Source organism: Acidovorax sp. T1 (genome assembly GCF_002176815.1).
Taxonomy (GTDB): Bacteria; Pseudomonadota; Gammaproteobacteria; order Burkholderiales; family Burkholderiaceae_C; genus Acidovorax.
Map to the genome: position 1 here is coordinate 2578771 of NZ_CP021648.1, position 21144 is coordinate 2599914.

Annotated in this window: 18 protein-coding genes and 1 tRNA gene; 7 read left to right on the forward strand and 12 right to left on the reverse strand. The window is 59.3% G+C overall.

The features are described 5' to 3' along the window. Nucleotides 1-80 precede the first annotated feature (80 nt). From CCX87_RS12140 to CCX87_RS12150, 3 genes are read right to left on the reverse strand one after another with little or no spacing between them, the layout of a single operon-like run. Nucleotides 81-971 carry a carbon-nitrogen hydrolase family protein gene (locus CCX87_RS12140; protein ID WP_006402492.1) on the reverse strand — a complete coding sequence of 297 codons (891 nt, stop codon included), beginning with the start codon at nt 969-971 and terminating at the stop codon, nt 81-83. Further along, nucleotides 968-1576 (reverse strand): GNAT family acetyltransferase, encoded by a 609-nt coding sequence (locus CCX87_RS12145; RefSeq protein ID WP_023435203.1) that lies wholly within the window; start codon nt 1574-1576, stop codon nt 968-970. Before CCX87_RS12145 ends, CCX87_RS12140 begins: the two co-directional genes overlap by 4 nt. A 1-nt stretch (nt 1577) precedes the next feature. Further along, nucleotides 1578-1985 carry a ketosteroid isomerase-related protein gene (locus CCX87_RS12150; RefSeq protein WP_023435202.1) on the reverse strand — a complete coding sequence of 136 codons (408 nt, stop codon included), beginning with the start codon at nt 1983-1985 and terminating at the stop codon, nt 1578-1580. A gap of 154 nt (nt 1986-2139) precedes the next feature. Here CCX87_RS12150 and CCX87_RS12155 point away from each other — a divergent pair, with 154 nt between their 5' ends. Then, the gene (locus CCX87_RS12155) at nt 2140-3045 is read left to right on the forward strand and encodes a LysR family transcriptional regulator (RefSeq protein ID WP_023435201.1); all 906 of its coding nucleotides are present in this window, start codon (nt 2140-2142) and stop codon (nt 3043-3045) included. A 149-nt stretch (nt 3046-3194) separates the two neighbouring features. Here CCX87_RS12155 and uvrB read toward each other — a convergent pair whose 3' ends face one another. Both uvrB and CCX87_RS12170 read right to left on the reverse strand, forming a co-directional pair. After that, nucleotides 3195-5171 carry an excinuclease ABC subunit UvrB gene (gene uvrB, locus CCX87_RS12160; protein WP_023435200.1) on the reverse strand — a complete coding sequence of 659 codons (1977 nt, stop codon included), beginning with the start codon at nt 5169-5171 and terminating at the stop codon, nt 3195-3197. Nucleotides 5172-5546: 375 nt separating this feature from the next. Continuing rightward, nucleotides 5547-5987 (reverse strand): DUF488 domain-containing protein, encoded by a 441-nt coding sequence (locus CCX87_RS12170; protein WP_023435199.1) that lies wholly within the window; start codon nt 5985-5987, stop codon nt 5547-5549. A 483-nt stretch (nt 5988-6470) separates the two neighbouring features. Between CCX87_RS12170 and CCX87_RS12175 the strand changes: the two genes are divergently transcribed. Both CCX87_RS12175 and CCX87_RS12180 read left to right on the forward strand, forming a co-directional pair. Continuing rightward, complete coding sequence (locus CCX87_RS12175; protein ID WP_054572497.1) at nt 6471-7412, forward strand: LysR family transcriptional regulator; 942 nt, start codon at nt 6471-6473, stop codon at nt 7410-7412. A 466-nt stretch (nt 7413-7878) separates the two neighbouring features. Continuing rightward, a complete protein-coding gene (locus CCX87_RS12180) occupies nt 7879-9093 on the forward strand; it encodes a glutathione-independent formaldehyde dehydrogenase (RefSeq protein ID WP_087746545.1) in 1215 nt (404 codons plus the stop codon). Between the two features lie 31 nt (nt 9094-9124). Here CCX87_RS12180 and CCX87_RS12185 read toward each other — a convergent pair whose 3' ends face one another. Further along, nucleotides 9125-9352, reverse strand: a complete 228-nt coding sequence (locus CCX87_RS12185) for a hypothetical protein (RefSeq protein WP_087746547.1) — start codon at nt 9350-9352, stop codon at nt 9125-9127. Nucleotides 9353-9384: 32 nt separating this feature from the next. Here CCX87_RS12185 and istA point away from each other — a divergent pair, with 32 nt between their 5' ends. The 3 genes from istA (at nt 9385) to CCX87_RS12200 (ending at nt 13093) form a co-directional block, all read left to right on the forward strand. Then, nucleotides 9385-11013, forward strand: coding sequence for an IS21 family transposase (gene istA, locus CCX87_RS12190; RefSeq protein ID WP_087744503.1), 1629 nt, complete (start codon nt 9385-9387; stop codon nt 11011-11013). Continuing rightward, nucleotides 11010-11774 (forward strand): IS21-like element helper ATPase IstB, encoded by a 765-nt coding sequence (gene istB, locus CCX87_RS12195; RefSeq protein ID WP_056269326.1) that lies wholly within the window; start codon nt 11010-11012, stop codon nt 11772-11774. Before istA ends, istB begins: the two co-directional genes overlap by 4 nt. Nucleotides 11775-12202: 428 nt before the next feature. Beyond that, on the forward strand, nt 12203-13093 hold the full coding sequence (locus CCX87_RS12200) for a LysR family transcriptional regulator (RefSeq protein WP_023435198.1): 891 nt from the start codon (nt 12203-12205) through the stop codon (nt 13091-13093). Between the two features lie 22 nt (nt 13094-13115). Here the strand turns inward: CCX87_RS12200 and CCX87_RS12205 are convergent, their stop codons facing one another. Then, the gene (locus tag CCX87_RS12205; protein ID WP_009459591.1) at nt 13116-13409 is read right to left on the reverse strand and encodes a helix-turn-helix domain-containing protein; all 294 of its coding nucleotides are present in this window, start codon (nt 13407-13409) and stop codon (nt 13116-13118) included. Here CCX87_RS12205 and CCX87_RS12210 point away from each other — a divergent pair. Beyond that, on the forward strand, nt 13367-14167 hold the full coding sequence (locus CCX87_RS12210; RefSeq protein ID WP_442857469.1) for a substrate-binding domain-containing protein: 801 nt from the start codon (nt 13367-13369) through the stop codon (nt 14165-14167). The genes CCX87_RS12205 and CCX87_RS12210 overlap by 43 nt on opposite strands. Before the next feature lie 34 nt (nt 14168-14201). Here the strand turns inward: CCX87_RS12210 and CCX87_RS12215 are convergent, their stop codons facing one another. The 5 genes from CCX87_RS12215 to clpP all read right to left on the reverse strand — a co-directional run bounded on the left by CCX87_RS12215 (nt 14202) and on the right by clpP (nt 21067). Then, nucleotides 14202-16145: a tyrosine-type recombinase/integrase gene (locus CCX87_RS12215; protein WP_023435196.1), complete on the reverse strand. Its 1944-nt coding sequence runs from the start codon at nt 16143-16145 to the stop codon at nt 14202-14204. A 226-nt stretch (nt 16146-16371) separates the two neighbouring features. Continuing rightward, a tRNA-Gly gene (locus CCX87_RS12220) sits at nt 16372-16447 on the reverse strand. An 87-nt stretch (nt 16448-16534) separates the two neighbouring features. Further along, the gene (lon, locus tag CCX87_RS12225; protein ID WP_087746552.1) at nt 16535-18967 is read right to left on the reverse strand and encodes an endopeptidase La; all 2433 of its coding nucleotides are present in this window, start codon (nt 18965-18967) and stop codon (nt 16535-16537) included. Between the two features lie 126 nt (nt 18968-19093). Next, nucleotides 19094-20359 (reverse strand): ATP-dependent Clp protease ATP-binding subunit ClpX, encoded by a 1266-nt coding sequence (gene clpX / locus CCX87_RS12230; protein WP_087746554.1) that lies wholly within the window; start codon nt 20357-20359, stop codon nt 19094-19096. A gap of 99 nt (nt 20360-20458) precedes the next feature. Continuing rightward, nucleotides 20459-21067 (reverse strand): ATP-dependent Clp endopeptidase proteolytic subunit ClpP, encoded by a 609-nt coding sequence (gene clpP, locus CCX87_RS12235; protein ID WP_086911962.1) that lies wholly within the window; start codon nt 21065-21067, stop codon nt 20459-20461. Nucleotides 21068-21144 lie beyond the last annotated feature (77 nt).

A 21144-nucleotide genomic window follows, 5' to 3' on the forward strand; every position in this document is an offset into this window, starting at 1 on the left:
AAACTGGAAAAATCTATGTGCAGATAGACATGGCCTATGTACACGGATTCATCGAGCTGAAGCTATCAAGATGACCCCGGCTAGGCGACCTTACGACCCGAGTACCGAGCATTCCGCAGTGCAGGCAACATCTGACCGTCCCAGTCGCGATCGACTGCAACCTGGGCCTGTTCTTGGTTTCGTTCGAGCGCATCTACGTCAAGATCAGCGATCGCCCATGTCTGCGTGCCGCAAGTCGTCGCGAGAATGCCATCCTCCGGGAATCCACGATCCATTGGTGCGTAGATCGTGGCCTCGCCAGTGTTCGTGTCCAGCGCCGGACTCCAGTCGGCAGTTCCAGTCGTCACGGCCTGCGCGATGAACATTCGGTTCTCCAGTGCCCGCGCCATGCAGCCCACACGGACCCGGGTTGCACCTGCTCGGGTGTCGGTACAGCTCGGGACCAGCAGCAGGCGCGCCCCCGCCTCTCGCTGGGCTCGCACGGGCAATGGAAACTCACTGTCGTAGCAGACAGCGATGCCGGCACGCACGCCTTTCAGATCGAACACCTTGAGTTCGTCGCCACCCTCGATGACGCCGGTGTCTTTCTCGAACCCCGTTAACTGCAATTTGTCCTGGTAGTCGCGTGTACCGTCAGGCGCAAACCACCAAGCCCGGTTGCGATAGCGGTTCAGTCCAACCTGGGTCAAAAACGTACCGGCCTGAATGGTCATGCATAACTCGCGCGACAAGTCGGCATACAGTGCCAGCCACGGAGACTGCAAGGCCTGCAGCGCGGCCAGAGAGGCGTTGAAATCATGGCGAATGCTCGGCTCGCACGTTGCAGCCAGTTCGAGGGATAGATACTCGGGCAACACGGCCAGTTCCGCCCCGCCACGACGCGCCTCCTCCAGAACCAGTCGCTGCCGCGCAGCAAATGCCTCGAAGTCCGTGGGCTGGCCCACTGCGTATTTCGCAACTGCCACTTTCATTTCGCGTTCTCCAGGGAGTGCAGCCACATCGTGAGCGTCTGCTCGGTTTCGCTTGGCTCACCCACCTGCTTCCAGGGCAGCGTAACCTTCATGTCCGACTGCCGCACGTAGCCACGACGGGTCCAGAAGGGATCATTACTGCGGTAGTTGGAAGGACGCCGAGGATCGTCGTCTGCTCGATCCACCGACGCAAACGATGTCCACTGCATGCCGCCCAACGAACGAGCATGCGCTTCGCGTTCGTCAAAGAAGCGGTGGCCCAGGCCAAGCCCCCGGAAGGCCGGGAGCAGGACTGATTCGCCGCAGTAAAACACTGCCTCCATCGGGACTCCTCGATCGGCGAACGGCACCTGGAAGGCCGGCTCTGCATCGCCGAGAGGCAACCCCGTGGACGCACCCACGACCAGGTCATCAGCGAGCGCGAGCACCAGCAGGCTGTCTGCCGAACGAGCGTACATGGAAAGGTAGTGCTTCTCGTATTCGATGTCGCCCTCGTACAGGTATGGAAAGCTGCGGAAGACCTTCGCCCGCAGATGTGCCACGGTGTCGAACCATTCGGCAATGTCCGATCCACGACGAACCAGCACCTGCACGTCGCTGGTCATTTCAGGCATCCCCTCCGACCTGTGCGATCCAGTCGCCGAGGTTGTAGTAGTTGGTGACACGAGCGATCTTGCCATCGCGGATGTCGAAGAACGCGCCACCCGGCAGCACGTAGCGCTGGCCCTGTGCTTCCGGCAGTCCGTCGTCCGTCACTTTGTATTCGCCATGCACCACATACTCCGCGCCTGCGCGCAGGCCGTCGGCGCTGACCATCACCACGATGCCGCGCAGTTGCTCGCCATAGCAGCGATCCATGCGCCGCAGGAAGGCGCGGAAGGCTTCGCGACCGACCTCACGAGCGCCTTGGTTCAAGTCGTGCGCAACGTCATCGGTCAACATGGACAGCATGGCCTCGCGATCGCCGCGGTTGAAGGCGTCGTAGTAGGCGGTGATGAGAGTCGCAGCGTTCATTCGCGTTCCTTGTTGGGTTGTTAGGCGCGGAGCATTCGGGGGTGTTGCCAGTTTGGGCAACCGCGCCTCCCTTGTATATGGAATTGTTGCGATTTTATAATTCCACTATCTGGAACAATTAACGAGCAGCGAAACTGGCCATGAGGTGTTCGTCATGAACAAGGAAATGGAACTACTGCGCATCTTTCGGGTGGCGGCCGAAAGCAGCAGTTTTCGCGATGCGGCCGTCCGGCTGGGGACTTCTCCGCAAGGTGTCACCCGTGCCATCCAGCAACTGGAGCAACACTACGGCGAGGTGTTGTTTCATCGAAGCACACGCCAGGTGCGCATCACCGCCTTCGGCGAAGGGCTGTTAGACCAGGTGCGCCCGGCATTGGAGCGGTTCGAGGATCTATGGCGGACGCCTGGGTCCGACCAGCAGGCATCCCTGTCCGGCACGGTTCGCATCACCGCACCGCACAGTTTGGGCACCAGAGCGGTGCTGCCTGCACTGGAACGCGTGGCCGCGCGTCATCCTGGTATCACTCTGGATGTGCGCCTGTCCGATCGCATCAGCAACACGGTTGACGAAGGGATTGACGTTGGGATCAGGGTCGGATTCATGCGCGATAGCCGCTTCGTCGCGCGCAAGGCGGCCGACATGAGACTCCCAATCGTTGCCGCTCCGCGCCTGATCAAGAAAGTGGGTGTACCTGAAAACATCGATGCGCTAAGCAGCCTGCCGGTCACCGTGGCCTTGGATATCAATACCGGCCGCCCCTGGCCTTGGCACTTCAAGGCGGGACGCCAGTGGACACCCACCGCTCCCACCCTCGTCGCCGACAACGCCGACATGGAAATGGGGGCAGCGTTGGCCGGAATCGCGTTCGCGCAACTGGCGGACTACATGGCTGCCCCCTACATTGCCAGCGGGAAGCTCGTGCGAGTGCTGGAGACCGAAGAACCTCCGGCATGGGGGTTGTACGTCTATCGGCCTCAGCGTGGCCCCATTCCGGGAAGGGTTCGAGCGGTATTTGATGAAATGCTGGTCGCCGTTGGATCGTTGCCAGCTTTGCGCTGACACGCCGCAAGACGCTGTAGGACACCTGCCTTGGAAAGCGGGGCACTGAGCCTCGGCGGTTCACCCCTCCGTTTGAATGATGAGCCGACCGTCTGCCCCTTGCGCCAAGTGCAGATCGGTCGGCCATGCAATCCAATGCCGGCGAACGATTAGATATAAATAAATTGCCGGTACAACCCATCCAACTGATGACGGATATCTTCCACGCGCTGCTCGTCGCCAGTATCAGTAAATTCGAGCAACTGTTGCTCCTTGGCAGTAATTTGGTCGCAAAGGTCGGACAAATTCTCGCAAAAAGCCTCGGTATGAACTGTGGGCTCCTCCGTACTCGTCTCTTCTCCTGCTAGTTTTCGCACAGAGGAGACCGGAGAAATTCCATTTTCTTCGTTAAAGGCAATTTGAAGCTGCCTGCGCCTATTTGTCTCATCGATCGCCTGTTTCATCGCCGGAGTCGTCACGTCGGCGTACAAGATCGCCTTTCCGTTTTCATTCCGAGCAACTCGACCTATCATCTGAATGAGTGCCTGGGCCGACCGCAGGAAGCCTGCCCGATCCGCATCGAGAATAGCAACCAATGATGCCTCGGGAATATCCAGCCCTTCGCGCAAAAGGCTAATCCCAATCAAAACATCGAACTCTCCTGCGCGCAGGCCATTGATGATCTCAACACGATCCTCCGCTTTTATGTCCGAATGCATGTAGCGCGCTCGAATCCCATGGTCCGTCAAGAAATCCGTTAGCTCTTCTGCACTGACCTTCGTCAGCGTGGTCACGAGCACGCGATTTTTCTTCTTCACGCACTTCGATATTTCAGCAAGCAGATCATCTATGTACCCATCCGATTTGCGCACCTCAACCTCGGGATCAAGCAGTCCCGTCGGCCTGATAACCTGTTCGACAACCCTGTCTTTCGACACCTTCAACTCGTAGTCACCCGGCGTCGCGGAAACGAAGATGGTCTGTGGCTTGACCTTCTCGAATTCACCAAAGTTCAACGGGCGATTGTTCTTAGACGAAGGCAAGCGGAACCCGTAATCTATCAACGTCTCCTTGCGCGCCTGATCCCCCCGGTACATTGCGGATATCTGTGGCACCATGACGTGGGATTCATCGACGAACAGAAGCCCATCTTTCGGCAGGTAATCCAGCAATGTGATCGGAGGCGAGGCCGGGTCCCGGTCGCTGAAGTAGCAGGAATAATTCTCCATCCCCGAACAATAGCCTACCTCGCGCATCATCTCCACGTCATGCGTGATCCGCTCGTACAGCCTGTTTGCCTCGACCAAGCGATTATTTCTGTTAAGCTCGGCAACCCGCTCTTCCATATCAGCGAGTATCTTCTTGGACGCGGAATCTATTTTATTCGTGGGCGGTGCAAAAAGCGTCTTTGGCGAAACCAAGTAATGGTCAATTGCCCCCAGCGTTTTACCTGTAACAGGGTCTAGCCATTGAACAGACGCAACAGAGTCATCCAGCAGTTCCACCCGAACTGCCCTATGCTCGGAATCAGCAGGAAAGATATCGATCACATCACCTTGCACCCGAAACGTTGCACGTTTGAGAGTGCGCTCAGTGCGATCATATTGCAGCAGAGCCAAGCGACGAATCAGCTCTCTCTGGTTTATTTTGACGCCAGGGGACAGAGCGATCTGTAACGCTCGGTACGCATCCGGGTCACCCAGGCCGTAGATTGAAGACACCGAAGCGACGACGATCACATCGCGGCGCTCAATCAAGGATTTGGTCGTGGACAGGCGTAGGCGCTCAAGGTGGTCGTTGATGGCCGAGTCCTTTGGAATGAAACGATCGGTGCCCGGCATATAGATCTCGGGCTGAAAATAATCGTAGTAGGAAACGAAGTACTCGACAGCATTCTCGGGAAAGAAGTGCTTCATTTCACCATAAAGCTGCGCGGTCAACGTCTTGTTAGGAGCCAAGATCAATGTGGGCCGCTTCAGACGATGAATCACATTCGCCATCGTAAAGGTCTTACCTGAGCCGGTGATACCTTTCAGCGTCTGGTGTGTCGCACCTTCTTCTATGTCCGACAGTAGGCGCGCTATCGCCTCTGGCTGGTCCCCCGCCGGCGTATAGCTGGAGTGCAGAATGAACGTACCGGTTGACATTAGATATCTCCTAATTGAGCTACTTCAATTTGTCCTGATGTATCGGCTATTTCAGAAGACCTATAGCAGTACCAAACTGGGGTGTAAATGACGGCGATCCTGCCGCGCCCCACCTGGGCGCAGGCGTCGCCAACATGATAGCCCAACACATGGGCGGGCTTCCCAGTGCATATCCGCCGATCGCCACGACGTCAGCCAGCGGCCCGTCTGCCAATGCACCTGGAGCCACTCGCCTCGTTGAGCGCCGACATCGAGCCGTGGCGGGCGAGGTTGCTCTGTACGCCCAATGTGTGGCGCCGGCTCCCGCCGATACGCGCCTTTGTCTCTCTCAGCCCTCCAGACGAGGCGTTGGAAACGTGGAGCTACGTCGCCCCTCTAAAGATGCACGATCTCAACATTCGGCCATTTGCCTGCAAGGTACTCGGCCACTAGCCTCCGATGGCAGTGATGGGGCTTGTCTTCGCTGCAAAGCAGGCAACTGTTATCAATCTTTTCTTTATCGATTGACTCAATCTTTCGGGACGACATTAAATCCAGAAATTTCCTGGCGTAGATATCCCAATCTCCCCCTTTTATTTTATATTCCTCGAACATGTCTTTGGTTGGAGCAAGTGCTGGTAGATGTTCATATTCCATCCCGCACAACGCCTCGGAAAAATATCGAAGATCCTCGCGTTTAGCGAAGCCGGCCAATTGCGAAACATTATTCAGGCGAACATCGACAAGGCGCTTGGCACCAGAAGCACTTAACTTGGTGAAGAAGGACCGCGCGGAGGTCTTAGTGAATCCAATCGTGAATATCTTCATCTGCCTCATTCCCCTCGTTCCTTCATCCATAAATGGCTGTTATTGAGCTACCGCCAGGCATGTCCGTCAATCGCAGCTAAGGAAACGCTGGGGGCATGGTGTACTAGCTGCGCCACAACGGCCACGGCAGGCTCCATTCTCTCGCCGCTTCAACGACTCGCGGCCACGACCCGAACAGCTCAAGAGCTTAGCACCGCCTTTTGCGGTTGCGTGCCTCACCACTCACGCTTACTCCCTTCCAGAACGCGCCAACTGCTAAGCTACATGAGGACGACTCGCCCCACAGCGCGAAGCACCTGTGTTCGCGCTATTGGCTGTCCCGTGCGTTGTGGTGCTGACCGTCGATGACGAGTCGAACCTACTGTATGGGCACTGCGCGCAGCAGCCTTTCATGCGTGCCAGCTATGTGTCCAAGGTTGGACGCGGATCGAAGCGTGCGCAGGGTTTTTCGTGAAAGTATAAAATCTAATCAACTTTATCAGAAGAAAATATATGATCGTAAGAAACTTTGAATACTTGCTTGCTTTGCACCGTGAAGGCCATTTTGGCAACGCGGCCAAAAGCTGCAATGTTTCTCAGCCGACACTCTCCGCGGGCATTAAGCAATTGGAGGAAGACATGGGTGTCGAGATCGTGCGTCATGGCCGACGCTATGACGGCCTCACTTCTGAAGGGATGCGCGTACTGTCTTGGGCTCAGCAGATGTATGACGACTGCAAAGGGCTGGAGCGAGAACTCTCCGCACTACGGCGAGGTATAGAGGGGCAATTCCGGCTAGGGATACTCCCAGGAACTGCCGGTGTAGCGCCCACATTAAGCATCGCCCTTGCTGAAAAAACGCCCTTACTTCAACAATCAGTTCTGGTTTCCGGCGCTTCTTCCCTGCTACAGGCGATTCGAGAAAACAATTTGGATATCGCACTCATGCATTTGGAGGATATCCCAGGGGAAGACTTCGATACTCACCTTCTGTACCGTGAACGCATTTTCCTTTTTCACGCCGCGAGAACACAGCAACCCCGAAGCACAACGTGGGACCATGTTCTCAATAGACAACTCTGCGTGCTGAACTCGGCAGTACCTGAACCCATTCAAGATAGGCTGACGCAATGTACCGCACAGACTATTCGCACTGATTCAATTGACGTGCTATCGGCACACGTGGCGACAGGAAAATATTCGGCAGTTCTTCCGCAATCTCTCGCCGGCCAACTCGCGCACATTCCAAATCTCCACGCAATCGCAATCAATGGACCAATGTCGCACTCAAATGTCGGATTCGTTGCTGGGAAAAATGCGTTCGAGGCACCGTCATCGCGTGCATTGCTCGAAATGGTGCACACCCCCGAACTCGCTGCCACGCTTCAATCCGTTATATCGATCCATCGTCGGTTCCAGCCCAAAGCAGACTCATCTCAAAGCCCCCTGAAATAGCGAGTCTTGAAGAGCAACTCTGTATTGCTTCAACCAGGCGAAGATTGCAGGCATGCCGTGTGCGCCGCTAACAGGCGCCACGTGCTGAGCAACCCATCGAAGTCCACCAGGTCCAGGGGCAACTAGGGGGACAGGAGTACCTGCTGCGTGCGGCGTCCTCATGTTTCGCTGGGTCGAGCTGACTGTTCCTAGATCAAGCTAGGAGGCGCGATGTAGCGATGATCGTTGCCCTCTCCCGGCTAGGAGACGAGCACGGCTCGACGAGCCCGCGTAGATAGATTGTGCCTATCTGCACATAGATTATTCCAGTTTGACCACTTCTGAGCTTGATCCGATGCTGTCAAGACCGCAGAAGGAGACGCGGCCAACGGCTAGGCAGTACCACGATCGTTCTTCTTGACAGCGGTAAGTCTCGTTTCCCACTTCGATTTAGAAGATGGAAACATTAACGCACAGAGGTGACGAAATGACTCCGACCGGTAACCGAATCGTGACTTTCGAGAAGCCCTTGGAAATGAAGGTCAACACCTTCAAATTTCCAGAGCTGATAACCCCTCAAGGGAAAAGCGCACCCCATGGCGCTATCCTCAAAATAGTTACCACAAATATCTGTGGCAGCGACCTTCACATTTATCGCGGTTTGTTTGCTGTTCCCAAGGGAATGACCATGGGCCATGAAATGACCGGCGAAGTGATCGAAGTGGGATCAGACGTCGAAGTCGTGAAGAAGGGCGACATCGTTTCCGTTCCCTTCAATGTGGGGTGTGGGCGTTGTTACAACTGCAAGCATATGCGCTCCGATGTATGCGAGAACACCAACCCCGAAATCGACTGCGGAGCCTACGGGTTCAACCTCGGTGGCTGGACGGGGGGCCAAGGTGATTATCTCTTCGTACCGTATGCGGATTTCAATCTCCTTCGCTTCCCTGACAAGGATGCCGCCATGGAAAAAATCCGCGATCTGACCCTTCTCTCTGACGTACTACCCACAGCTTTCCATGGGTTCGCTGGCCCAGACTGGCCAGCCGCACCGGCCTACGTCGTCGGCGAGAACATCCTGATCTTCGGTGCCGGGCCGGTCGGCAGAGCGGGTGCCGCCTGCGCCAGACTTCTGGGTGCAGGCGCCATCATCGTTGCCGATTACATTCAAGAGCGGCTGGACCTTCTCAAGCCACACGGCGTGGAAACCATCAACCTTTCCGACGGCGTGCCGATCGAGGAGCATCTCGAACGCATTACCGGGCACAGGGAGGTGGATCGCGTCATCGACTATGTTGGTGTGGACTGCCGCGGGTTTGGCGCGGAGGCTGACAAGATCGTGGAGAGCGCTGTTACCAACGCAATGCTCAAATATGTCCGCTTCGGCGGAATGACCAGTACGGTCGGTGTGTACTGCGCAAACCCGATCTCGAAAGACCCGAAAGCCAAGAAAGGCCATATGGATCTGGAATGGTCCAACGCCTGGATCAAGTCGCCGCGAATGTCGGCTGGTCAATCTCCGACGGCCAACTACAACCACGCGTTAATGCGGGCGATACTGAACGATCGCATGCCTTACCTTTCGCCGATGATGAACACTAAGTTCATCAAGCTCGAAGACGCGCCCGCCGCGTACAAGGAGTTCGACGCGGGTTCTGCATACAAGTACGTCATCGACCCGCATGGTTCAGTGCGGCAGTAAGCATCCGGCGCGGGCTAAGCATCAGGATGTCTCACACTTTCTGGTGAGAGGCATTCTGGCTCCGCAGGTCCCCGGCCAGCAACTGGAGCCGGCGAATATTTTCGCCGGCATTTGCCTGCTGCCCCAAGGCGTTGTGATTTTGACGGGCCCTGATGGCCACCCAAATTCCCCCGTCTATGGCCACCTCAAACTCCCCCACCTGAACTGATCGGGGATAGGGGTTTAACGCCGGCGTCGTCGGCACCTGTTGGCAGGACATTGATCCAGTCTTCCCCGAGGGAAGGCCAAGGAGTGAATGTCTTGAAGTCCAACCAACGCGCCACCATAGAGACACTGCTGGAGCGCAACACATCGCAACGCGAGATCGCCCGCATCACGGGCATCGACCGCAAGACGGTCAGGAGCTACCACCAGCGCTGGCTGGAGCAACTGCAGTCAAATTCCCCCGGGGTGGCCACCGGCTCGGCAGGTCAAATTCCCCCACCCTGGCCACCGGCTCCTGGGCCGGTGGCCACCTCCCTGTGCGAACCCTGGCGCGAGTTCATCGAAGCCCAGCTGCGGCTGAAGCGAAACGCCACGGCCATCTACCAGGACCTGGTCGACCAGCACGGCTTTGATGGCCAGTACAACTCGGTCAAACGCTTCTGTGCAAAGTTGCGGCACAAGGAGCCCGAGCAGTTCGATCGCCTGTCCTTCCTGCCCGGCGAGGAGATGCAGGTGGACTACGGCGAGGGCGCGCCCACCCGCGTGCCCGGCAGCGACCGGTACCGCAAGCCCCGCCTGTTCGTGGCCACCTTGCGGTATTCCCGTGCCAGTTTCCGGTGCGTGGTCTGGAAGTCCAGCCAGCAGATCTGGGCCGAGCTGCACGAGCGGGCCCTGCGGTACTTCGGGGGCTGCCCCCAGTACGTGGTGCTGGACAATCTGAAGGAAGGCGTCCTCAAGCCCGACCTGTACGAGCCCGATCTCAACCCGGTGTACGCCGCCGCCCTGGCGCACTACGGCGTGGTGGCCGACCCGGCGCGGGTGCGAGACCCCAACCGCAAGGGCACGGTGGAGCATGCCATCGGCCATACCCAGGCCACGGCCTTGAAGGGCCGGCGCTTTGAGTCCATCGAGGCCCAGAACGAGTTCCTGGCGCACTGGGAGAAGAGCTGGGCATCCAAGCGCATCCACGGCACCGAGCGACGCCAGGTGCAGGCCATGTTCGAGGAAGAGCGCAGCCACCTCAAACCCCTGCCAGTGCTGGGAATGCAGTATTTCGACGAGGCGGTGCGCACCGTCTGCGACGACAGCTGTGTGCGGGTGGATCACAGCAGCTACGCCGCTCGCCCGGCGAACATCGGCTCCAAGGTGTTGGTGCGCATCTACGCCCAGCGCATCGAGATTCGTGACATGCACACCCGTGCCTTGCTGCGCACCCACGCCAAGGCCGAGCGTCCCGGCACGGTGATTCTGCCCATGGAGGAGCGGGTGTTCAATCCGTCTCGCGAGACCCGCCTGATCCTGCGTCAGGCCGGCGAGATTGGTGAGCACGCCAGCCGGCTGTGTGAGCTGCTCTTTGCCATCGAGGGTCGTGTCGGGCAGCGCAAGCTCTGGGGCATTGTGGGACTCATGCGCCGTTACCCGGCGCACTGCATCAATGCCGCCTGCGCCCAGGCCCTGGAGCAAGGGGTCTACAGCTACAAGCGCGTGCTGGCGCTGACCGAAGCCCTCTTTGCCCAGGCGATGGCGGCCATCGAGGCTACCTGCGGCGAAGCACCCGCCGCCGGTGCCCACGCGCTGACGCAGCAGCATGAGCTCATCCGAGACGCTGAGGAGTACAGCGATCTCTTCGCGCTCGCCGCCGCCACGGCAAACACCACCACCACCACCACCACCACCACCAACAACACCACCAACGCACCGGGAGTTCAGCCATGAACATGATCGAGATCGAACGCGCGCTGCGCGAGCTGCGCCTGTCCGGCATCGCCGAGACCCTGTCCACCCGCGTGATGCAGGCCCAGGCCGCCCAGCAGCCTTTCCTGGAGACCTTCGCCGCCATGCTGCAAGACGAGCTGGACCGCCGGCGCTCTCGCCTGACCGAGCGCCGCTTCAAGCGCTCGGGTCTGGATGAGCGCCCCTCGCTGGCTGACTTCGACTGGCGTTTCAACCCGAAGCTGCCGCGCAGCGCCTGCTTCGAGTTGCACACCCTGAAGTTCATCGGCGAGGGGGCCAACGCGCTGATCATCGGCAAGCCGGGCACCGGCAAGAGCCATGTGGCCAAGGCCGTGGCCTACCAGGCCACGCTGCAGGGCTATGACGTGCGTTACCTGGAAGCCGACACCGAGTTCGCCCGTTACGCGCTGGCCACTACGGCAGAGCGCACCGAGCTGCTCAAGGACTGGGTCGCGCCGGACCTGCTCGTCCTCGATGACCTGTTCCTGGCCAGACGCATCAGCGAGCATGCCGCTGAAGTCCTACAGGCCATCGTGCACCAGCGCTACAAGCTGCGCCGCGCTGTTCTCATCACGTCCAACCGCGTGGTGCAGGACTGGGGCAAATACCTCGGCGACGCCACCATGGCCAGCACCATCCTGGATCGCCTCATGCACCGCTGCGCGATGCTGGAGTTCGAGGGCAAGAGCTACCGCCTCAAGGAGGCCGCTGCACGCATCGCCATCACACCCGAGTCGTCATAATCCGACCGTCCTGCCTGGGGGAATTTGGGGTGGCCAAGGGTGGGGGAATTTGACCTGGCCATCGGGGGACGGGGTACTTGCCTTGGCTCGGGCCAGGAGCAGAGCCTCAGCATCCGCAGGTGATGATCAACCGCAGGCGTGTTCGGGCGCCTGGTTCGCAATCGACCAAGGGTCGGACGGAGGCGATGCACGGCGTCCATTGACGTGCATGGCTGGACATAGCCTTCGTCTGATCCTGACCACCCCACGGACTTGATCAGGCTCGCCTGGTGTTGTGCCGGCCTCGGGCCATCGCACGATCAACCCAGCCCTGGCTCATTCAGCCAGAAGTTTCCAAAGACGTGGCCGAACTCGCCGCCGCCAGAATGGCAGTCACTTCTATAGGGAGATAGCACAGTGTTGGATAAGTCGGAACGGGAGGGTGGCCTATGGAGCTGCGCCATCTTCGCTGCTTCGTAGTTCTTGCTGAGGAGCTACATTTCACGCGGGCGGCTGAGCGCCTGCATATCGAACAACCACCGCTATCACGAGCCATCAAGGAACTTGAGGACGAGTTGGGCGTAGTGCTCTTCGACCGCAACCGGCGAGGAACAGTTCTGACGGCGGCGGGTGCGGTCTTCTTGCAAGATGTACGCCGTCTATTCACTGTGCTGGAACAGGCTCGTGAAAACGCCAAGGCTGTGGCAGCGGGCTTGCGCGGTAGCCTGCGCATTGCAGTATCAGATGGAGCTATCGATCCACGGCTGTCGGCATTTCTGGCTCGTTGTCGCGCCGAGGAGCCGGAGATCGAAATACGCTTGTCAGAGGTGCCTCTGGCAGAGCAAGTGCGTGGCTTGCGTTCGGGCGACTTCATGATCGGGTTCGCGCACACGGCCGATGTCGGCGACGGTATCGCTGCCGAAGCAATCTGGCGCGACCCGCTGGTGATTGCTGTGCCAGCTCGACACTCATTGCTCACCTACAAGGAGGTGCCACTTCAAGAACTCCAAGGCCATCCACTTGTCCTGTGCGACCCGCAGGTATGCGAGGGCTATTGCCGCGAACTCAAGCGGCTGCTCAACACGTTGGAGCACAAGCTGAATGTTGTCGAGGAAGTATCCTCGCTCGACATGATGCTCACCTTGGTCGGCGCCGGCTACGGCATCGGCTTCATGACGGCGACCAAGATTCCCATCTCCCAACGGCCGGATGTGGTGATCCGCCCCTTGGCGATGGATTCTGCCGTGATCACGACCTACCTGCTTCGGCCCGACGGCAGCAATTTATCGGCTTCGGTGGAGCGATTTATCGTTCGCCTACGCGACTCTTCGGACGGTTGACGAAGCCTGGCAGGCCAGACACTCAGGGATCAGTGTCGGCACGCAGATTGCGTTCGGTCGCCGTCATCAGGTCAGCCGCGCTTATTCCGAGTGCCGTAGAAATTTTCAGTATGAGCGGAAGCGTGGGCACGTGCTCACCACGCTCGATCTTACCCATGTGAGAACGCGAAATGCTTGCCCGAGATGCGAACTCGTCTTGCGCGACTCCCTGAGCGACGCGCGCAGCGCGCACGGCCTGTCCGAAGGCTAACGCCGACTCGGATTCATACGTCGATGTGCCAGAAGGACGGCCTGGCTGAATTGTTGATTTCTGCATTAGCAGAAGCGTCAAACAATCTGCCACAATTAACCACGTTAAAAATAACGACGTTAAACTTCACTCTTTCCTGCGACGCTGGTTTGCCTTTCTGGACAGATCGCTTATTGGGGGCCCTCATGCATGACGCCACCAGCCAGTTTTCCCATTTCAGGCTTGCTATCGCACCTGGAGTGCCATCCTCTTGCCTCACAACGCTTCTTGCCCTACAGCGAGCGGAGGAGCCGGAAGTCACCATCGCGTTCTTTGAGACCTCAGGCGACGACCTGATGACGGGCCTTGAGGAAGGCCGCTATGACGCTGGAATGTCGCTTCGGAACACTGGTGCTCCGGCCGTGAAAAGCCAGCCGCTCTGGGTCGAGAACATGGCCGTTGCAATGCCGCTGGGGTCCCCCTTACTTGCCCAGGCGAAAATCACGCTTGCCGAGCTTCTGGACTATCCGGTGTTTCGCTGGCCGACGGAGGCATGCCTACTGCTCGATCAGCGACTGTCTTCCCTTCCGTTGAGCCAACAGAGCATTCAGCATGTGACTTCGTTCGAGATGATGGCGCTTTGGGTCACCGCTGGCTACGGAGTGGGGCTCTCCGCGCAATCGCGCATTGAGCGTGCCCATGCGTGGGGGATCACTATGCGCCCGCTTTCAGACGGCCCCTACGAGATCGTGACATACCTGCAGCGGCCCCACGCCCAAGCCGACTCCGTTTTTCAGCGGTTCGAGCGCAGAGCGATGGAAGTTGCCAGGGCAGGCGCTGCGTAGCAGGCGCCCGCGGCCATAGGTTGAAGCGCGAGTGTCAGGCACCCTCAAGCACCACTGCGCTATCAACCAACCGGCGGACGCTTTGCCGCACATCCTCGGGGATGGGGTGCGGGGCAATAGTCTCGGGCGTATCCGCATGGTGCTGGTAGTCGCCCGTGATGACCCGGATGATCGCGGGCACGTTGGTCGGCGTGACCGTATCAATGGCCGCGCGGTCCCCCAGGTCAGGGTGCGGCTGGGTCAGCATGCGGTACAGGTCCCACGAATCCGCGTGTGGATACTGATTCATGAGCACCTGAGCCAGCCTGTGCTTGAGCGGTACAAGTTGCCAGTCGGGAACGCGTTGTCCCCGGTTGCCCAAGCTGATGGACAGCAGCTTGCCCGCCTTCAGCTCGCGGTTGATCTGGTCCTTGGATTTTCCGGCCAGCTTGCCGAACAGCGGGACCGGCAGGTTGTTCGGCGACTCGTACATGGCCAGCATTTCTTCCCGCTCGCGCTGGATTGCAGAGACTTCGGGCTCCGGGGCATGCGTCGGCGGTGGCGGCACCTGCGACAGCCGCTGGAACGTGATCCCGCCGCTGTTCGGGGTCACGACGATGGGCGTGGCCACCACTGGCGGGGCGACGGAGGGAGCCTGCTCGGCCACCGCGGGGGCCGCGTCCATCGCGTCCTCCACTTCCGCCATCGCCGGCACCCCGTCGATACGGATGGTCAGGTGCGCGCTCGCGGCTCCCACTTCGCCCTGTTCGAGCAGGTCGAGGCGATCGGCCCAGTCCTGCATCATCCGGCGGCGCGGCTCCACGTACTTGGCGTGGTTGTAGGCCGAACTCACCTTGTTCGGGTCGGAGTGCGAAAGTTGCGCGTCCACCCAAATCTTGGGGTAGCCGATCTCGTTGAGCGCCGTCGAGATGGTGCCACGAATGCCGTGGCCGGTCAGACGCCCCTCGTAGCCCATGAGCTGCAAGGCCTTGTTGAGAGTGTTCTCGCTGATGCGCTTCTTGAGTTCGCTACGGTGCGACAGCAGGTATTTTTGCGCCGGCCGCATTGCGCCCAGGAGGTAGCGGACGATCTCGATGGCCTGCAGGGACAGCGGCACGATATAGGGGGGCACGTCCTGCGGCCGCTTCCCCGCCTTGCGCATTTCGTCCTGGAGCTGCTTGACGATCTGCGGCGGGATGATCCACAAGCCCCTGTCGAGGTCGAACTGTTCAGGTTCGGCCAACCGCAGTTCGCCGGTGCGCACCCCGGTCAGGAACAGTAGCCGGACGCCAAGCTGGGTCTGCCAGCCACGGGGGTTGTAGAGCCGGAGCCTCTGAAGGAACTCGGGCATCTCGGGCAGGTGCAGGTAGGGGTTGTGGGCCACCGGGGGCTTGGGCTCGGCCACCACGTCCAGGTCCGCGGCCGGGTTGACTTCCAGTCCCTCGGCGATGACCAGCGCATATCGGAACATCTGGTTGAACCAGGTGCGGACTTTCTCGGCGGTGGTGAACGCCTTGCGCTTCTCGATCGCCGCCAGGACGCCCAGGAGCTGGGGGCGACGAATGTCGTAGATCGACATCTTTCCCAGAGTGGGCAGCACGTCCTTGTTGAAGATGCGCAGGATCTGGGAAAGCGTGCTCTGACGGCCTTCCTTGAGTTCCTTGCGGCGATGCTCTACCCAAGCATCGAAGACGGTCTTGAAGGTGTATTCGCCCGCCAGCTTGGCCGCGTGCCGTTTCTGGTCGCGCTCGACCTGGGGATCGATCCCCCTGGCGAGCAGGGCCTGGGCCTTGTCCCGCTCGGTCCGGGCCTCGCGCAGGCTGAGGGCAGGATAGCCACCCAGGCACAGGCGCTTTTGCTTGCCCAGCCAGTAGTAGCGGAATTGCCATGACTTGCCGCCTGCGGCTGAGACCATCAGGCCCAGGCAGTCGTTGTCGGAGAGGGTGTAGCGTTTTCCGGTGGTCTTCGCCTGCCGGACGGTCAGATCAGAGAGCGCCATTTCGAGACTCCTAAGTAATGACTTAGGCCCTATGCTCGTCATGGTTCCCGCTCAGCCCCAGCAACTATCCGGTAGCCAACCCACCCATATTCTTGTGCCTTATTTGGTCACTCAAAAACGGTAGCTGTGGGTGGATTTCCGTGGCACTCGCTGGAATGAAAAAAGGAGCCGAAGCTCCTTTTTTCAATGACCTACAGACCCCAGTAGAAGTCTGTGGATCAAAATTTGGAGCGGGAAAAGAGTCTCGAACTCTCGACCTCAACCTTGGCAAGGTTGCGCTCTACCAACTGAGCTATTCCCGCATTTTACCGAAGCCTTACATTGTACAACGTTTGCTGCGATGGAATGAATTGTAGCGCAATTTTGAGGGTGCGCCAGCAATTTTTGCATCAATGTTTCAACGGATCCGCGTTGGCCGCGCCCACAGCCGACTTTTCCACGGCCGACGCCACCACCACCGCAACTTCTTCATCCGTCAATGGAACAGGTTTGCGCTCCAGTGCGACTTCGAGCACCTTGTCGATCCACTTGACCGGAACGATCTCCAGCCCGCTTTTCACGTTGTCAGGGATCTCCTGCAGATCCTTCATGTTCTCTTCCGGAATCAGCACCGTCTTGATGCCGCCGCGCAATGCCGCCAGCAGTTTTTCCTTGAGCCCGCCAATGGCAGTGACCTCACCGCGCAGGGTAATTTCCCCTGTCATGGCGACATCGCCGCGCACCGGAATTCCGGTGAGGGCGGACACAAACGCAGTGGTCATGGCGGCACCCGCGCTGGGGCCATCCTTGGGTGTGGCGCCATCGGGCACGTGGATGTGGATATCGCGCTTTTCAAAGGCTTCATCCTTGATGCCCAGCATGCGCGACCGGCTGCGCACCACTGTGCGGGCGGCCTCGACGGACTCTTTCATCACGTCGCCCAGCGAACCGGTGCGGGTAATGACACCCTTGCCCGGCATGGTGGCCGCCTCGATGGTGAGCAAATCGCCGCCGACTTCCGTCCATGCAAGCCCGACCACCTGGCCGACCTGGTTCTGTTGCTCCGCGCGGCCATAGGTGTATTTGCGCACACCCAGAAAGTCCGGCAGATTGTCTTCATTCACCACCACCTGCGGCTGCAGCTTTTTCAACAGCAGCCCCTTCACCACCTTGCGGCAGATTTTGGAGAGTTCACGCTCCAGCGAGCGCACCCCCGCCTCGCGGGTGTAGTAGCGCACCATATCGCGCACGGCGCCTTCGGTGATGAGGAGTTCCTCATTCTTCACGCCATTGTTCTTGAGCTGCTTGGGCAGCAGGTATTTCATGGCGATGCTGGTTTTCTCGTCTTCGGTGTAGCCCGACAGACGAATCACTTCCATGCGATCAAGCAAGGCGGGCGGAATGTTCATGGAGTTCGACGTGGCCACAAACATGACGTCGCTCAGATCGAAATCGACCTCCACATAATGGTCCCCAAAGGTGTGGTTCTGCTCGGGATCCAGCACCTCCAGCAGCGCGCTTGATGGGTCACCCCGGAAATCGGTGCCCAGCTTGTCGATTTCGTCCAGCAGGAACAGCGGGTTGCGAACCCCCACCTTGCCAAGGCTCTGCAGCACCTTGCCCGGCATGGCGCCGATGTAGGTGCGGCGATGCCCACGGATTTCCGCTTCATCGCGCATGCCACCCAGCGCCATGCGCACATACTTTCGCCCAGTCGCTTTGGCAATCGATTGCCCCAGCGAGGTCTTGCCAACGCCGGGTGGCCCCACCAGGCAAAGAATGGGAGCCTTGACCTTGTCCACACGCTGCTGCACTGCAAGGTATTCAAGGATGCGGTCCTTGACCTTGTCGAGACCAAAATGGTCTTCGTTCAGCACCGTTTCGGCATTGCCCAGATCGTGTTTGATCTTGCTCTTCTTGCTCCAGGGCAAGCCGGTAAGCACATCGATATAACTGCGCACCACCGTGGCTTCGGCCGACATGGGCGACATCAGCTTGAGCTTCTTGAACTCGGCCTCCGCCTTCTTGCGGGCCTCTGCCGGCATCTTGGCCAGCTTGATCTTTTTCTCGATCTCGTCAATGTCGGCGCCCTCTTCCCCCTCGCCCAGCTCTTTCTGGATGGCCTTGACCTGCTCGTTGAGGTAGAAGTCGCGCTGGTTCTTTTCCATCTGGCGCTTCACGCGGCCACGGATCTTCTTGTCGACATTCAGGATGTCGACTTCGCGGTCCAGCTGCTCGAACAGATTCTCCAGCCGTGCCTTGACGTCGGAGAGATCCAGAACCACCTGCTTGTTTTCCAGCTTCAGCGGCAAATGCGCGGCGATGGTGTCAACCAGACGCCCGGGATCATCAATGCTGGAGATGGAGGTCAGGATCTCGGGCGGTATTTTCTTGTTGAGCTTGACGTACTGGTCAAACTGCTGCATCACGGCACGGCGAAGCGCCTCGATTTCGCTGGATTTGTGCTTTTCCTGCTCGGGCTCGACGGGCGTCACGGTGGCCGTGAAGTGGGACTCTCCATCTGCAATGGACGTCACCAGCGCACGCTGCTGTCCTTCCACAAGCACCTTGACGGTGCCATCGGGCAGCTTGAGCATCTGCAGGATGGTGGAGACGCAGCCCACATCGAACATATCTTCGACCGACGGCTCATCCTTGGCGGCGGCCTTCTGGGCCACGAGCATGATGCGGCGGTCGGCTTCCATCGCCAACTCCAGCGCCTTGATGCTTTTGGGTCGTCCCACAAAAAGCGGGATGACCATGTGGGGGAACACCACCACGTCGCGCAGGGGCAACAGCGGCAGGTCAATCGGGGTGGCTGGCAGGGGGGTATGTCCGGACATGGAAATCCTCAAAGTACTCTGTGGAATATGGTCCACATGCGGGGATTTTCAACCCTTGCGCGCAGCCGCGCTGCCGCAGGGGTTGATGGTTCAGGGGGCAGCGACAAGGCGCCCGCTCCGGGCGTTTCAGGCCTTCTTCGCCGCCTCGCGGTAAACGAGCAGCGGCGGCTTGTTTTCTTCGATGGTGGACTCATCCACCACCACCTTTTCGACATTGCTGGCATTGGGCAGGTCGAACATGGTGCCGATCAGCGATTGCTCCAGGATGGAGCGCAGGCCGCGGGCCCCCGTCTTGCGCGCCAGCGCCTTGCGGGCGATGGCCTTCAGGGCTGCGGGGCGGATCTCCAGATCCACGCCTTCCATGGCCAGCAGCTTGCTGTATTGCTTGACCAGCGCATTCTTGGGCTCGGTCAGGATCTGCACCAGCGCGTCTTCGCTCAATTCGGCCAATGCCGTTACCACGGGCATGCGGCCCACCAGTTCGGGGATCAGGCCAAACTTGATCAGATCTTCCGGTTCGATTTCGGTGAACACTTCTGACAGCGAACGCTGCTTCTTGCTCTTGACCGATGCGCCGAACCCGATGCCCGACGCCTCGGTGCGGTTTTCGATGACCTTTTCCAGCCCCGCGAAAGCGCCACCGCAGATGAACAGGATGTTGGTGGTGTCGATCTGCAGAAAATCCTGGTTCGGATGCTTGCGCCCACCTTGGGGTGGCACGCTCGCCATGGTGCCCTCGATGAGCTTGAGCAACGCCTGCTGCACGCCCTCGCCCGACACGTCGCGCGTGATGCTGGGGTTGTCCGACTTGCGCGAGATCTTGTCGATTTCATCAATGTAGACGATGCCGCGCTGGGCGCGCTCGACGTCGTAATTGCAGCTTTGCAGCAGCTTCTGGACGATGTTCTCGACGTCCTCGCCCACATAGCCCGCCTCGGTCAGCGTGGTCGCATCGGCCATGACGAAGGGCACATCCAGCATGCGCGCCAGGGTTTGCGCCAGCAGCGTCTTGCCCGAGCCCGTGGGACCGATCAGCAGGATATTGCTCTTGGCCAGCTCCACGTCGTCCTTGTGGGCCTTGTCCTTGTGGCGCAGGCGCTTGTAGTGGTTGTACACGGCCACCGCCAGCGTGCGCTTGGCCTGCTCCTGGCCAATGACATAGTTGTCCAGGTTGGTCTTGATGTCCACCGGCGTGGGCAGGTCGCTGCGCCCTTCGCGCGCCAGGTCACCAGCCGGAAGCTCATCGCGAATAATCTCGTTGCACAGGTCAATGCATTCGTCGCAGATAAAGACCGACGGACCGGCGATCAGCTTCTTCACTTCATGCTGGCTTTTGCCGCAAAAAGAGCAGTAAAGGGTTTTTTCGCTGGAGGAGCCTTTTTTCTCGGCCATGGGGGCAATGCCTTGTTTCGGAAAGTTGTCGGGATGATACCCAAATAAAAAACGGCGTCTTCCCTGTGGGAAAACGCCGCGCGGCCGCCAGGGGCCTCTTCAGGAACGCTTGTGAATCACCTGGTCGATGATGCCGTAATCCTTGGCTTCGTCGGCCGTGAGGAAGTAGTCGCGCTCGGTGTCGGCCTTGACTTTTTCCAGCGGCTGCCCCGTGCGCTCGGCCAGGATGCGGTTCATCTGGTCCTTGGTGCGCAGGATGTCGCGCGCATGGATTTCAATGTCGGTGGCCTGACCGCGCGCGCCGCCCAGCACCTGGTGAATCATGACCTTGGAATTGGGCAACGAAAAGCGCTTGCCCTTGGCACCTGCAGCCAACAAAAACGCGCCCATGCTGGCGGCAAAACCCACGCACAACGTGGAGACATCCGGCTTGATGAACTGCATGGTGTCGTAGATCGACATGCCCGCCGTCACGCTACCGCCAGGGGAGTTGATGTAGAACGAAATGTCCTTGTCCGGATTTTCGCTTTCCAGGAACAGCAGCTGGGCCACCACCAGGTTGGCCGTCTGGTCATTGACCTCGCCCACCAGGAAAATGACGCGCTCCTTCAGCAGGCGCGAATAGATGTCATAGGACCGCTCGCCACGGCCCGACTGCTCGATGACCATAGGGACCATGCCCAGGCCTTGTGTTTCCAATGCGCTCATTATTTCTCCAGTCAAGCAGATACTGTACCCAGAAATGAATTGGGGCTTGTGCACGAAAGCACAAGCCCCTGACGGAT

What these genes read in the sequence shown, in the direction of transcription:
- CCX87_RS12175 (WP_054572497.1), top strand. Translation starts at nt 6,471, where the DNA reads ATGATCGTAAGAAACTTTGAATACTTGCTTGCTTTGCACCGTGAAGGC.
- CCX87_RS12205 (WP_009459591.1), bottom strand. Translation starts at nt 13,409, where the DNA reads ATGCAGAAATCAACAATTCAGCCAGGCCGTCCTTCTGGCACATCGACG.
- lon (WP_087746552.1), bottom strand. Translation starts at nt 18,967, where the DNA reads ATGTCCGGACATACCCCCCTGCCAGCCACCCCGATTGACCTGCCGCTG.
- istB (WP_056269326.1), top strand. Translation starts at nt 11,010, where the DNA reads ATGAACATGATCGAGATCGAACGCGCGCTGCGCGAGCTGCGCCTGTCC.
- CCX87_RS12145 (WP_023435203.1), bottom strand. Translation starts at nt 1,576, where the DNA reads ATGACCAGCGACGTGCAGGTGCTGGTTCGTCGTGGATCGGACATTGCC.
- CCX87_RS12210 (WP_442857469.1), top strand. Translation starts at nt 13,367, where the DNA reads ATGTGCCAGAAGGACGGCCTGGCTGAATTGTTGATTTCTGCATTAGCA.
- CCX87_RS12155 (WP_023435201.1), top strand. Translation starts at nt 2,140, where the DNA reads ATGAACAAGGAAATGGAACTACTGCGCATCTTTCGGGTGGCGGCCGAA.
- CCX87_RS12140 (WP_006402492.1), bottom strand. Translation starts at nt 971, where the DNA reads ATGAAAGTGGCAGTTGCGAAATACGCAGTGGGCCAGCCCACGGACTTC.
- clpP (WP_086911962.1), bottom strand. Translation starts at nt 21,067, where the DNA reads ATGAGCGCATTGGAAACACAAGGCCTGGGCATGGTCCCTATGGTCATC.
- CCX87_RS12215 (WP_023435196.1), bottom strand. Translation starts at nt 16,145, where the DNA reads ATGGCGCTCTCTGATCTGACCGTCCGGCAGGCGAAGACCACCGGAAAA.
- clpX (WP_087746554.1), bottom strand. Translation starts at nt 20,359, where the DNA reads ATGGCCGAGAAAAAAGGCTCCTCCAGCGAAAAAACCCTTTACTGCTCT.
- CCX87_RS12170 (WP_023435199.1), bottom strand. Translation starts at nt 5,987, where the DNA reads ATGAGGCAGATGAAGATATTCACGATTGGATTCACTAAGACCTCCGCG.
- CCX87_RS12180 (WP_087746545.1), top strand. Translation starts at nt 7,879, where the DNA reads ATGACTCCGACCGGTAACCGAATCGTGACTTTCGAGAAGCCCTTGGAA.
- CCX87_RS12150 (WP_023435202.1), bottom strand. Translation starts at nt 1,985, where the DNA reads ATGAACGCTGCGACTCTCATCACCGCCTACTACGACGCCTTCAACCGC.
- CCX87_RS12185 (WP_087746547.1), bottom strand. Translation starts at nt 9,352, where the DNA reads ATGTCCTGCCAACAGGTGCCGACGACGCCGGCGTTAAACCCCTATCCC.
- uvrB (WP_023435200.1), bottom strand. Translation starts at nt 5,171, where the DNA reads ATGTCAACCGGTACGTTCATTCTGCACTCCAGCTATACGCCGGCGGGG.
- CCX87_RS12200 (WP_023435198.1), top strand. Translation starts at nt 12,203, where the DNA reads ATGGAGCTGCGCCATCTTCGCTGCTTCGTAGTTCTTGCTGAGGAGCTA.